Here is a 13,817-nt window from a genome sequence, read left to right as displayed (position 1 = left end):
CGGAGTGATCGGCGCCGGCGCGCCGACGAACGAGAGACTAACCATCAAGGCGATTTCGGGAAAGGTGCCTTGGCGCACCGCTTACCGAGATAGCCATCAGAGAACTCGATCTCGATCCGCCCCGCGCCCGGCGCAGGAGCACTGGTCATCCTTGGCGGCGAAGATTCTGTCGCTGCCACGGCGTCGTCGACGACTTCAACCGGCAGAAAGGCGCCGGCCGCACGAGCGCGTCTCACCCCAAAGGCGCGACGCCAGCGATAAATCAGCGACCGATCGAGATCATGGCGGCGCGCCACCTCGGTCACCGTGACCCCGGGCTCCAGCGTTTCTGAGACAAGCTGCTCTTTCAGCGCCGTCGACCAACTCCGACGCCGACCTGTCCCACTCACAATCTCCATCCGATGAATGGACACGTGACTATCCTCGCTGCTTGCATCGTGGTCATTGAATTCAACCACGACAACAGCGCTTCACCTCCTCACAAACAAGGCGGTCCTCACCGGGTGCTAACCTGCTTACGACAGACAGTCCGGCTGAGACTCGACGTCAGCCCCTGTATCCTGTATCTGGGCGCGATCTGGCTGAGACGCACCCTATTGCGAGCAGGCATGCGCTTGAGAGAGGTTGCAAGTGAAGAGCGGGACGCGATCGCCGGACTCTCGACGAGGGCGCTTCTGTCTAGGTTTCCGACAGAGGACGGTGAGTTCTGCTGTCACGCGCGGGACGCGCCCTGGACCGCTTACCAGCCTCGCAACCTCTTACCCCTGAGGTGTCAGCCTGAGCTTATCCCGACAAGCTAATTTCCGGCGCTCTCCATTCGTCGAGTGCCGATAGCTTTGTCTAGCCAGCCGACCTCCATCTGGGGAGCCGAAGATAGAAGAAGTTCAGTATACGGATCAAACGGCGGGACGAGCACTTGGCTGCTCGGACCGTAGCGGACCACTCGTCCTTTGTACATCACCGCAATCGAATCGGCGATCGACTTTACTGTTGCAAGGTCATGGGTGATCAAAAGATAGGCTACAGCATCCTCTTTCTGCAACTGCAGTAACAGCTTCAAGATACCATTGGCGACCAAGGGGTCCAAGGCCGATGTCACCTCATCACAGATGATTATTCTGGGTTGGGCAGCCAAGGCCCGGGCGATGCAGACCCGCTGCTTTTGTCCCCCGGACAACTCTGCCGGGTACCTGTCGGCAAAATTGGTGCCCATTTCGATCTTGTCCAGCAGATCTGCTACACGATGGTCGCGCTCCCTGCCGCCGATCCCGAAGTAAAATTCGAGAGGCCGCCCGATTATCGTTGCCACGGTCTGGCGTGGGTTCAGCGCGATATCGGCCATCTGGTGGATCATTTGTATCTGACGCAGGTCCTCCTTCGATCTTTCAGCCAAACGGCGCGGAAGCTCCCTGCCCTCGAAACGGATAGTGCCGCCGGAGGATGGCAGCAATCCGGTGATCACGCGCCCAAGCGTCGATTTGCCGGATCCGGATTCGCCGACGACCGCGAGGGTCTGGCCAGGATGCAACTCAAGGGACACATCGCTCAAAACTTTGATCGCGCCGCCTCCGTAGCCGGCCGATACGCCCTCCACTAACATTACAGGCGCAAGGGCAGCCTCTTTCTCGTCGTGAGCGATCTGATGCACAGAAACAAGGGCTCGGGTGTATTGTTCCCGCGGCTCGTTGATGATCTGCTGTGTCGTCCCCTGCTCTACAAGCTTGCCATGACGCAGCACTATGATCTGGTCCGCGACCTGCGCTACAATGGCTAGGTCATGGGTGATGTATAACGCGGCGACATCTGCATCACGGATTGCATCGCGGATAGCGGCTAGGACGTCGATTTGGGTCGTGACGTCCAGCGCTGTCGTGGGCTCGTCAAAGACGATAAGATCGGGGTTCGAGCAAAGCGCCATAGCCGTCATGATACGCTGCAATTGGCCGCCCGACACCTGGTGGGGGAAACGCTTGCCAATGTTCTCGGGATCAGGAAGACTGAGCTTTCTGAAAAGCGATATCGCTCGATCTTCGGCCTCCTCCCGCTTTGACGCACCGTGCAGAAGTGCCGATTCGACTACCTGGTCCATCAGACGTAGCGCGGGATTGAATGCCGCAGCCGCGGACTGCGCGACATAGCAGATTTCCCGGCCACGTAGCCGTCGCATATCTCCAATTCCACACTTCCGAATATCACGGCCGTTGAGCATCACTTCGCCGCCGGCGATCCTAACGCCGCCCCGGCAATATCCCATGCTTGCAAGCCCTATGGTTGACTTGCCGGCGCCCGATTCCCCGATCAAACCCAACACTCGGCCCCGCTGCAGGGTGAGTGAAATGTCATCTACGAGAACGGCCGTCCTGAGGCTTTCGGAGGGCGGATATGCTGGCGCCTCAATCCGTAGATTTCGGATGTCGAGCAAGAAATCTGACTTTGTGGCATGGCTGGGTTGACGGCGGGCAGTCTTGTTCGGGTGCTCCCCCCGAAGTGCGAGATCATTTGGCATGTGCCTCTTCCGATGCTTTGATTGCTCTTTCGGCGCCTGCAGCCGTTGTCAGCCGGAATTCAAAATCCGGAAATGGCCTAGATGATACCGTCTTCGAGTGAAACTGCATCTCAAAGCCGCCTGTTCCGACTAGGTCACCCCTATATCGATAGGGCTTCATTCCGACGTGCCCCAGTGACGAGTAGAGCCGTGTTCGGCTGATGCGCATTCACGATGCTGGTCTCCTCCGAGGGCAGCGATAGCATCACCGGTTGCACTTAGAAGCGGCAAAAAAGTAATCTCCCTAGTGACTTCGTTTCTGAGGCCTGGTGCTCTTCCGATTCAATCGCGGCTGAGATTTGTGCCGACAAGAAAGGAAAGCGAGAAGTTCTGGCAGTCGTAAAGAGATAGCAATTAGGGCCATTGTATAAGTGCTTGCACGCCAGGCCAGGATGCAAAGAGAGGACCGGCTCGGCTATCCCAAAAAAAGACGCGATCCCTGGTCAGTGCAGATACCACCGCCATAGACTCTGCTGCAGCACTGTCGGCAGACCTGAACTCACTTCTGGAGTCCTGGTCGCAGATTCGCGCCGTCGCTCACATCAAGGCGGCAAGTCGCCCCAAATGATAATCTGCGTCGCCGAACAGTTTGTCGATCATGATGACATGCTTAAAGTAATGACCAATGCTAAATTCCATAGTCATCCCTATGCCACCATGCAGTTGGATCGACTGCTGGCCAATTGCTTTTGCTGATCGGCCGATCTGGACTTTTGCGGCCGAAACAGCGCGCCCGCGCTCGCTTGCGTCGCTTACGCCAGCCATTATCGCCGCGTAGATGGCCATGGAGCGCGATTGTTCCAGATCGACTAGCATATCGACCGCCCGATGCTGCAGCACTTGGAAACTACCGATTTTCTTGCCGAATTGCTCGCGTGTCTTGAGGTAATCAAGCGTGATCGCCTGCATTTTTGCGAATGCCCCAACTGCCTCCGCGCAGAGAGCCGCGACTGCTTCATCAGCTACGCGCGCTAAAACGGGAAACCCCTCTTCTGGCTCACCGATCACGTTGGCTGCGTCGACCCGTACATTGTCGAGCGTTATGTCCGCGGCGCGTAAACCGCTATGTGTCGGGTAACCGCGACGCCGCAACCCTGGTGCGTCACTGTCGAGCAGGAATAGGCCAATCCCTTGCCTTTCCCTTCTATCACCGGTCGTTCGTGCCGTTAGAATGATTTTGTCGGCGCTATCACCGTGTAGCACGAGTGTCTTTACGCCATTCAAGATCCATCCGTTCCCATCCTTCCTTGCTTTCGTCTCAACATCGAACAGGTCATAGCGCGACTGCGGCTCTAAATAACCTAAGGCAAATTTTGCCCGACCATGGGCGATGGCAGGAATGAGTTCTGCCTTCTGCGCATGGTTCGCTCCATGGCGAAGGATGCCGCCCGCAAGCACCACGGTCGGAAAATAGGGTTCGAGGATCAAAGCTCGGCCGAACGCTTCCATGACGATCATGGTCTCGACCGGTCCCCCGCCGAAACCGCCATATTCCTCTGCGAAGGGCATCGCGAGCAGTCCGAGTTCGGCATACCTTGACCACATAGCGTCGCTGTAGCCGGGCCCCTGAGCTGCATAGACACCGCGCTCATTGAAGCCATACTTGTCTTGCAGCAGCCGCTCAATGCTGTCTTTCAGCAGTCGCTGCTCTTCCGTTAGATCAAAATTCAATGCCGAAACTCCCAAATCGAAGTGAGCTGGCGACAACCCGCCAAACCCTAAAGACCGAGGATCGCCCGTGCTATAATGTTCTTCTGAATTTCGCTTGAGCCGGAGTAGATCGTCGCAGCGCGGCTGAAGAAGTAAATAGGCGCAGCCAGCCTGGCTCCATCAGGCCCGGCCAGCCATTGGTCCGCGCTATCGGCTGGCTGTTCCGAGTATTCACGGAGGGAGTAAGGACCGATCACATCCATCAGCAGCAACGCTGCGGCCTGCTCAATCTCCGAACCCTTTAACTTCAGGATCGAGCCGGCCGGGTCTTGCCATCCGTCCTGGCGTCGCGAAGCATTGAAGACTGCTCGCAGCTGGGTGATTTCAATGGCCTTTAGCTCGACCTCGATCGCGGCAACTTTTTCGCGGAAGGCCGTTTGGTCGATCAACCGCTTACCACCCACGTAACACTGCGCAGCGAGATCTTTAGCCCGCTGAATGCGTTCCTTGGTAGGACCCACTCCAGCGTCGCCAAATCGTTCGTTGCCGAGCAGAAACTTGGCATAGGTCCAGCCCTTGTTCTCCTCGCCGACAAGATTCACGATCGGAACATGAACGTCAGTAAAAAAGACCTCGTTGACCTCGTAACTACCATCAATCAATTTGATTGGACGCACTACTACGCCGGGAGTGTTCATACCGATAAGAAGAAACGATATTCCTTCCTGTTTCTTCACGTTGGTATTAGTTCTAACCAAGCAAAAGATCCAGTCAGCATGTTGAGCGCCCGTCGTCCAGGTCTTCTGGCCATTCACAACATAATGGTCACCGTCCCGCACCGCCCGCGTTTTAATCGAGGCAAGGTCGGACCCTGCGCCAGGCTCTGAAAAGCCCTGGCACCACCAATCCTCAGCGTTAACGATGCGCGGCAGGAAGTGGTTCTTTTGTATCTCGCTGCCGAAAGTGTAGATGACCGGACCGACCAAGGAGGCGCCGAACCCGAATGTCATCTGAGCGGGAAACGCTTGTACTTCTTCTTCAAAAATATACTGCTGAAAAGGAGACCATCCTGCACCACCGTATTCTTTTGGCCAGCCCGGGACGCCTCTTTTGTGGAGGACACGCGTACCCACAGCGATTTCGGCCTTTGATAGTCGACGGCCCTCCACGAGCTTGCGACGCGTTTCCAGCGGTATATTGTCACGTAGGAGTTGACGCACCTCCTCACGAAACGTGCGCTCTTCTTCCATAAACGCGAGTTCCATTTGGCCCTCCAACAATGCGCATTTCGGTGATTGTGAGCAGCCATTCCACGCGACAGTGAGAGCAGACGGCTAAACGGATGCTAACATCAGGGGTCGGCACAGGAGGCGCGCAAAAAAATCACCTGCCGAATGATTTTATTTCGGATTTTCAGCCGGACGACCTGCTTATAACAGTCGATCTCGCAGCTTGCACAGGCGCGTCACCCTTTCCGCAATGATTCCGGGTGGATGACGGTGGTACGGCCTCGATGTACCAAAATGAGGTCGTCGAAGATATCAGGGGAAACCGTCTGTGGAATCTTATCGGCATGGATACGTCAAAGGGCGGTTCCGAGTTGCAGGGGTCAGATGAAGCAGAGCAACCGGTTCTGCACAAGAAGCTGCGGCGCAATCAGGTGCCTGCCTTGTTTGCTGAGCTCTTGCCACTGACGATTGGCATGAAGCCTGGAGCACAACGCGTTACTGGGCATGGGAATTGCAAGCACTTGGCCATGATTTGTTATGCTTTCGGCACAATGTGTGGAGTTATACGTCAAGTGCCAGCGTACCGACAGGAACTACTGACAAAATAGGACAAGCGGAATGGGTTTGCCCACATCAATTGCCTCTCGGCTGCGGATCCCCCTGATCGTGGCACCGATGGGGAGAGTATCGGGGCCTGATCTCGTTTCGGCGGTCTGTCGGGAGGGCGTTATCGGGGCTTTTCCAACCAACAATGCACGGACGCCGGAACAACTGGACGAGTGGCTCGCGAGGATAGAGCGAACTTGTGCCGAGTCGGATGATGTTTCGGCACCATGCTGTCCCAACATTGTCATGCGTAGATCAGCGGAGGCCCTTCAGGCCGATGTAGATGTCTTGGTCAAGTACCGGGTCAAGATCGTGCTTGCGAGCGTCGGATCGCCGGAGGCAATTATCCCTCAATTACACGATATTGGATGCGCAGTCCTGACAGATGTCGCGACGATGCGACATGCGGAAAAGGCGATCAAAGTGGGTGCGGACGGTCTGGTACTTCTGAGCGCAGGGGCAGGAGGACAGACTGGCTGGCTAAACGGCTTGTCGTTCGTCAGGGCGGTTCGCTCGATCTACGGCGGGCCGGTGGGCCTCGCCGGCGGCGTTTCCGACGGCCATGCACTCTGGGCGGCTCGAGCGCTAGGGTGTGACTTTGGCATGATGGGCACACGCTTCATCGCGACGCACGAGAGCATGGCGCCGCAAGGTCAGAAGGAAATGGTGGTCCATTCAGGGATTGACGACATCCAGCTAACGAAAGCGGTCAATGGGTTCGATGCCAACTACCTTCGGCCGTCCATCCTGAAAGCGGGGCTCGATCCTGCCGAGTTGGAAGTGCCGCTGAGCGTTGAAGAAGCACGCAAAAGGTTCACCGCTGACCTAGCTGGGACAGGGCCGAAGCGATGGGCCGATATCTGGAGCGCCGGTCATACAGTTTCCGCCGTCACCAAAATTCAATCGGCGGGGGACGTCGTCGAAGAAATCGTCGACGAATATCAGAGAGCCATGAGCGAGACCGCCAAGCTGCTATACTGATTGCACATGCGCGCCACGCTTCTTGGTGGCTACGCCCATTTCTACCATGGGCCGCGGAGCGATGCGGAGGGCTTCATGCATACTGCCGAGTTCGCTTGGGACACCCTCCCGATGACAAGAAGCCGGAAGCTACGCTTCCGATCAGGATTTGAAAGCGGCAACGACATCGAAGTCGAGATGGCTGAAGGATAATTGAACGATCATACCATCAGGGATGGATCGCCCTTGCGGAGGCGGCCTCGTGCGATTTTCCCGACAACCCACCTAACCTGAAAAATTCACGGTGGGTTGGCGGATGTGGTTCAAGCCGTTGAAATGGCGTAGGATTTGGTTGCTAAGGCCGATCCGAATCATTTCCGGAGACCACACCCGCCATGAATGATCTTACGCTGCCGCTGAGCGGCTTGTCATCTGTCGGCGGCAAGTCCGTCGTCGCCCGTTTCGACGGCGGCATGCTGTCGTCGGACAGTGGCGTTCTGGCTCTAGCAGAGGTGGAGAAACGACTGCGGGTGGCCGACCGTCTGGCGCGCTGCATCGATGATCCACGCAGCCCGGACCAGGTCATCAACAACTTTGCAGATATGATCGGCTTCCGCATGAAGATGATCGCCGCCGGTTACGAGGATGGCAACGACGCCAACCGGCTGCGTTCCGACCCGGTCTTCAAGATGGCCCAGGATGCGCTGCCGTCGGGTCGGGATCTGGCGTCGCAATCGACGCTGTGCCGGCTGGAGAACCTACCCGGCGTGCGGGAGCTGGTCGCGATGGGACGGGCGATGGTCGATCTCTATTGCGCCTCGTTCCGGCAGGTGTCGAAGCGGATCGTACTCGACATTGACGACACCTTCGACGCTGTGCACGGAGGCCAACAGCTTCGCCTGTTCAATGCCCACCATGACGAGTACGGCTTCCAGCCGATCGTCGTGTTCGATGGTGCGGGACGGTTCGTCAGCGCGATCCTGCGACCGGCCAAGCGGCCGAGTGGGGCTGAGATCCGCCCCCACCTGCGCCGTCTGGTGCGGGCGATCCGGATCAACTGGCCGAACATCCGGATCCTGATCCGGGCCGACGGTCACTATTGCAGCCCGCAGATCATCGACTGGTGCCGCGCCAACGATGTCGACTTCATCCTCGGCGTACCGCCCACCACGACCCTGCGCAAGCATGTCGCGGACCTGGAAGCCCGCGCGACGGCGCGCTTTGAAGCGTCACCGAAGACGAAAAGGTCCGCAGGTTCAAGGAGTTCCTGATGGGGCCGCCAGCTGGAGCCGTGTCGAGCGCATCATAGCGCGGGTCGAGGTCGGCGCCCAAGGTGCTGACACCCGCTTCATCGTCACCAACCTTGCCGGTGGCAAGGCCAAGGCACTCTACGAGGATGTCTACTGCCGGCGCGGCGCTGCCGAGAACCACATCAAGTCGTGGAAGACGCATCTCGCCGCCGACCGCACCTCCTGCACAAGAGCGACGGCCAACCAGTTCCGGTTGTTCCTGCATGCCGGCGCCTACTGGCTCATGTGGGGCCTGCGCGCCGCGATGCCGAAGCGCTCCAGCTTCGCAGTCGCCCAATTCGACACGCTGCGACTGCGCCTCATCAAGATCGCTGCGCGGGTGGTCGAGATGAAGACGCAAATCCGCCTGCACCTGCCGACATCCTGCCCGACCAACGCATCCTGCGCATCGTCCTCGATCGCATTCCGCGGCTCGCGACATAACCATGGGGCGCAGACGCCCCGAAACGAACCCGCCGACCGCAACCTGCAAACCCCACCTGCCATCACGACGGATCACCGCCGGCGCCTGACGAGGTTCGCGGAAAAGCGCCCAACAGCGGCCACATCGCCGCTTCAGGCCGCCAAAACCTCATCGCCGTGCTTCAAGGCGGCTAATTCAGCACGGTCATGCCATTTTTTACGACTGTAACGCCCCTCGCCTTCACTTTCGCCTCGAATGAGATCACCGAGCCTTCTTTCCACAATTCGAGGGTGAGCGTCTCACCCGGAAAGACAGGTGATGAAAACCGCGCAGCGTGTTGTCTGAATGCGCCTGGATCGTAGTCGGCATAGGTCTCGAGGACTCCTCGGCAGGTGATCCCATAGGTGCACATCCCGTGCAAGATGGGCCGCGGAAATCCGGCACTCTTTGCGTATTCAGGATCGGAATGCAGAGGGAAGCGGTCGCCACAGAGTCGATATAGCAGTGCCTGATCGGGCCGCGTCGTAATGTCGATGATTCTGTCCGGCGCACGAGTAGGCACGCGATGTGGCTCGCGCCGTTCAGCGTACGGACCACCGAAACCGCCGTCGCCCCGAGCAAACCAGGAAGTCAGAAGGGTCGCAATGAGCTGGCCCTTGTCGTCCTTCAGCAACGTGCGAAAGCTTATGATCGCCCCCTTGTCCTTCCCCTTGTCGTAGACGGCAGTAACGGAGCAATCCGCCGTTATCTCGGCCGCGGGCGCAAGTTGCTTGTGGAAAGTTATATCGCGCTCAGCGTCCAAGACTAGGACTGGATTGGCGAAGCTCCGCGTCACTTCCTGCGGTTCCGCGTCCCAGGCAGCGATCGATGCAAATGTCGGTACGACCTTGAGTGGGCGGGGTATTGCCCAGGCCTCGTTGACGAAGGCAAGTTCTCTCTGGTCGAGAGGATCCGAGCCCATGCCGATGGCGTACGCGTAAAGCATGACGTCGCGGTCGCCGTAACTGAATGACTGGCCTAGATTGTTCATGGCCATCATCCGTTCGTATTCAATCGCCATCCGCTGTCTTTCCTGCTTCCGAGCGGCTAATCCCCCATAGTGGAGTTCATCTAACTAGCCCACCAGGAGTCCACGAAGGTCTCAAGGACCAGTTTGCCCATCATATCGTTCAGCTCGAACATGAAAATCTGGCGAGCATCAAAATGATGCCGGCCAAAAGATTTTTTTCACCGCCCCGCGCTAACCTCTTCGCCGAGTAACAAATTGCGGCTCAGGTACAATTGCGCGGCCAACCGGTCCGTAGGGTCAAGTAAGGCTCTTGAACCATATTGCTCCTGGACCGGATGGCACACTTGACCCCGGGGCGCATGCAAAAACTGGGTGACAAATTGGATCGCCCCTGATTAGACTTCATGCTTCCGCGAACCACCAGCGTTCCGCACAGCGTAAGCCGTCCAGATCCCAGTTGGTACCTATCTTGTTGTGACCGACTTTGGTCGAAAGCGCGCTCACGTAGTTTGCGAATACGGGAATGACAGTGCCGCCATCATCTCGGCAAAGGGCCTGCATCTCCGCATACATCTGCGACCGCTTTGAATCATCCAATTCAGATCGGGCAGCAAGCAAAAGCTTATTGAAGCGCGGATTCTTCCAGCGCGTGTCGTTCTGGTCTGAGTCAGCGGCGTAGGTCTGCCCAAATACCCAGTCGGCGGTGGGCCTGCCGCTCCAGTAACAAACCGACCAGGGCTTCTTCCTCCAGACGGAATCCCAATAGCCGTCGCTTGGCTCCCGGACAACGTCGATGGTTATTCCTGCCTTGGCTGCATTCTGCTGATAGATCACAGCGGCGTCGACGGCACCCGCGAATGCCGCATCAGAAGTGGACATGCGGACTTTCAAGTTTGAAAGGCCAGCCTTCTTTAAGTGGAACTTTGCCTTGTCCGGATCGAACGTGCGCTGGGACAGATCCTTGGCGAAAAATCGATTTGTGGAGGAAATCGGGTGGTCGTTGCCGAGCTTCCCATATCCGCTCAGCACGGTGTCAAGAAGCTGCTGCCTGTTGATCGCGTATTTTAGAGCCAGGCGCACATCCACGTTGTCGAACGGTGGAAAATCGACAAGCATCGGCATGGTGTAGTGTTGAGTGCCGCCGACCGACACAATCTCCAAGCTTTTGTTCCGCTCCAGGAGATGAACGGTCTTTAGGTCGCACCTGTCCATGGCATGGATCTGGCCAGTGATCAGCGCGTTGGTTCGCGCGGTAACATCTTGTATGCCAAGGGCCTCGAATGAGTCGAACCAAGCTGCATTCGGCTTCCAGTAGTTCGCAAATCGATTGGAAATCGCTTTGACGCCGGGCTCGAATGCATCAAGTACATACCCTCCAGCGCCAACGCCGGAGGTGTCGGCCTTCCCATCCTTTGCTGGCATAATGACCAGTTGAAAGTACTCCATAAGGTATGGAAAATCTGCATTGCCTTCTCTTAGAACGATGACAACCGTTCCGGGACCATCGGAACGGATTTCCTCAATCGGACGGACGATGGATTTTGCCGCTGATGGGGACTTTTCACCACGATGGTGGTTGATCGAGGCTATAACGTCGTCAGCGTCCAGGGTCTTCCCATTGTGGAACTCGACGCCCTTCCGAAGTTTGAAGGTCCAGGTTTTGGCGTCTTTCGAGGACTCCCAGGATTCGGCTAGTTCGCCCATCAGGTTGCCGTTCGCGTCCATCTCCACGAGATAACCGTGTAGACTGTGCCCGAATGTCATCATGTAAGAGTCGGGGAATGTAGCAGGATCGAGCGTGTCCGTTATAGAGCCCGCGCCAATGCCAATCTTGAAATGACCTCCCTTCTTCGGTGCCGCATCTTGTGCGAACGACGGGAGAACGCCGCTTGCCGAGCCGATTGCAAGCGCCCCGGCAGCCACCGCTGAGTTTAGAAACCGCCTCCGGTCTAAAACCGAATTAAACGCTTGTACTCCATCCCATTTGTTCATTGTATCTTTCCTCTCTCGATCCCTTTAATTGTAATGGTGTCGTTTATTACTGTCGAGGAACGGCTCGCCAACCAGCGTTAATTAGCCAGTCACCTTGGAGAAGCTCTCACAGGTGCCCAGATATCTCTGCTGGTTCAGTGCATACGCTATCAGAGGCGCTGGGCTACGTGATCCGCAAAAAAGTAATCTGCCAAATGATTTTATTTCCGATTCCGAGGCGCCCTGCATTGCCTATAAGAACCCGTTTCGCAGCCGGAGCAGCGCGCCACGCAGCCGCCGTGACCATGGGGAGTGTAGTCTTGATCTTGGACAGCGCACTGGAGAACAGACGAGAGCGTCTTAAACGGATGTTGGCGCCGCAAAGGGCGGTGTTCATCGGCGGAGCGTCGCTGGTACCCGCCATCGATTATTGTCGCGCGCGCGGCTTTAGAGGACCCATCCATGTTGTCAATCCCCGTCGCAGTGAGCTGGCGGGTATTCGGTGTGTTCCCAACGTCTCCAGCCTCCCGGAGGTGCCGGACATCGCGTTCATAGCAGTGCCGAGCGAGAACGTAGTGGGCCTCGTCCGTGAACTATCGGAAATCGGTGTCGCAGGTTCGGTCTGTAATAGTTCTGGCTTCTCCGAAATGCATGGCGGAGAAAAGTCCCAGCGCGATCTCGTCGAAGCCGCAGGCGACATGCCGATCATAGGGCCGAATTGTCCGGGTTTCGCCAATTTTGCTGACCGCTGCGCCTTCATGATGGACCGTTGGGGTGACCATGATGAAAATGGCAGCGTCGCCCTCATAAGCAACGGAGGTTCTTACCTCCTCGACCTGGGATTTGCGGACCGCTCGCTGCCGCTGGCCTATTCCGTCGGCCTAGGCAATCAGGCCGTGGTAACTGCAGCAGACGTTATGGATGTGGTTCTCGACGACGAACGCGTTCGTGCGGTGAACCTTTATTTAGAAGGTATAGTAGACGCGGTCGCCCTCTCCGCTGCGGGTCTCAAAGCCGCGCGCAAAGGAATTCCGGTGGTCGTTATCAAGGGCGGCCGAACAAACGCTGGCCGGCGGGCAACCGAGTCACACACGGCTTCACTGGCGGGTGATCATACCGTGAGTTCCGCACTGTTTAGGCGGCTGGGGTTTGTCGAGGTGCACACTTCGACTGAGGCCGCGGAAACGCTTAAAATGCTTGTGTATGCGCCGAGGGTGAAAGGACGCCGTACGGCATATGCAACGGGTTCGGGCACCTATGCAGTGCTTGGCGGTGATATCGCCGAAGTTAACGGGCTCGATCTGCAGCCACCATCAGCGCAAGTGTCCGCAGAGCTAGAAAAGCTTTTGCCGCCCTTTGTTCATCCGGCCAATCCTCTCGATCTTTCTTCCGCCGTTGATGGGGGAGTCGATTACACTCGGAATATCTTTCGACAATATTTATCGGATGATCGGGACGTGGCTGTGTTTGTATCGATCTTCGTGTCCGAACGTCCGGAAACCTGGCACCCCGCCACAAGCGGATTCGCACAAGCCGCGCGCGAGCGGGGAATGCCCGCGGCTTTTATCAACACTTTGCCAGAAACCTTTCCAAAAAGCGCTCGAGTGCGAATGATAGCAGAGGGTTTGGTACCGCTGCAGGGATTGGAGGATGGGCTTCGCGCCGTGTCAAATGCGATTCGCGCGTCGGAAATGGCCGATGTCCTTGCTCAAAGGACTGACGAAGAAATTCTTCTACCGAGCTACCCGAGGGGTCTGACCGAGGAGATCGCTCTCGACGAGGCATCTGCCAAAGCCGAACTGAGTGCATCTGGCATAACGGTGCCTCGAAGTGTCGTGGTGACCCCAGATCAAACCGGTCGGTTGGACGAACTTGCTTTTCCAGTGGCGGTAAAGGCGCTTAGCGCGGGACTGGCACACAAAAGCGAGTTGGGAGCCGTCGTGTTGCGCGTGGCCACGCCCGAAGATGCGTGGCAAGCCGTGCGCATTATGGCCCAGAAATTAACGCACGCTGCGCCCGAGCTTTCCATCCGGAATTTCTTGGTGGAAGAGATGGTGAAAGATGGAATCGGCGAGTTGCTCGTAGGCATACGCCGGGTAGACTTGATGGGCCTTGCCCTCACAGTCGGGATGGG

At 57.3% G+C, this 13,817-nt stretch carries 8 protein-coding genes and 1 pseudogene; 3 read left to right on the top strand and 6 right to left on the bottom strand.

The window, feature by feature from the left end:
* Positions 1–44: 44 nt before the first annotated feature.
* From tnpA to NKG99_RS33985, 4 genes are all read right to left on the bottom strand, one after another.
* The gene (gene tnpA / locus NKG99_RS34000; protein ID WP_352873752.1) at positions 45–458 is read right to left on the bottom strand and encodes an IS66-like element accessory protein TnpA; all 414 of its coding nucleotides are present in this window, start codon (positions 456–458) and stop codon (positions 45–47) included.
* 338 nt (positions 459–796) lie between these two features.
* The gene (locus tag NKG99_RS33995; protein WP_352873750.1) at positions 797–2,506 is read right to left on the bottom strand and encodes an ABC transporter ATP-binding protein; all 1,710 of its coding nucleotides are present in this window, start codon (positions 2,504–2,506) and stop codon (positions 797–799) included.
* A 576-nt stretch (positions 2,507–3,082) separates the two neighbouring features.
* Entirely contained in the window at positions 3,083–4,216 is a 1,134-nt protein-coding gene (locus NKG99_RS33990; protein ID WP_352873749.1) for an acyl-CoA dehydrogenase family protein, read from the bottom strand.
* A gap of 47 nt (positions 4,217–4,263) precedes the next feature.
* A complete protein-coding gene (locus tag NKG99_RS33985) occupies positions 4,264–5,460 on the bottom strand; it encodes an acyl-CoA dehydrogenase family protein (protein ID WP_352873748.1) in 1,197 nt (398 codons plus the stop codon).
* Positions 5,461–6,042: 582 nt separating this feature from the next.
* On the opposite strand from NKG99_RS33985, the gene NKG99_RS33980 reads away from it, so the two are divergent.
* Both NKG99_RS33980 and NKG99_RS33975 read left to right on the top strand, forming a co-directional pair.
* Positions 6,043–7,011 carry an NAD(P)H-dependent flavin oxidoreductase gene (locus tag NKG99_RS33980; RefSeq protein ID WP_352873746.1) on the top strand — a complete coding sequence of 323 codons (969 nt, stop codon included), beginning with the start codon at positions 6,043–6,045 and terminating at the stop codon, positions 7,009–7,011.
* A gap of 374 nt (positions 7,012–7,385) precedes the next feature.
* A pseudogene (locus NKG99_RS33975) lies at positions 7,386–8,720 on the top strand (IS1380 family transposase); the annotation flags it as partial.
* A gap of 173 nt (positions 8,721–8,893) precedes the next feature.
* Here the strand turns inward: NKG99_RS33975 and NKG99_RS33970 are convergent.
* Entirely contained in the window at positions 8,894–9,763 is an 870-nt protein-coding gene (locus NKG99_RS33970; RefSeq protein WP_352873744.1) for a MaoC family dehydratase, read from the bottom strand.
* 351 nt (positions 9,764–10,114) lie between these two features.
* Positions 10,115–11,704, bottom strand: coding sequence for an ABC transporter substrate-binding protein (locus tag NKG99_RS33965; protein WP_352873742.1), 1,590 nt, complete (start codon positions 11,702–11,704; stop codon positions 10,115–10,117).
* A gap of 299 nt (positions 11,705–12,003) precedes the next feature.
* Between NKG99_RS33965 and NKG99_RS33960 the strand changes: the two genes are divergently transcribed.
* A partial coding sequence (locus NKG99_RS33960; protein ID WP_352873741.1) for an acetate--CoA ligase family protein occupies positions 12,004–13,817 on the top strand: 1,814 nt, incomplete at its 3' end.

It is taken from the genome of Mesorhizobium sp. M1409, from assembly GCF_040317535.1.
Taxonomy (GTDB): domain Bacteria; phylum Pseudomonadota; class Alphaproteobacteria; order Rhizobiales; family Rhizobiaceae; genus Mesorhizobium.
This window is presented reverse-complemented; position numbering and strand designations above follow the sequence as displayed.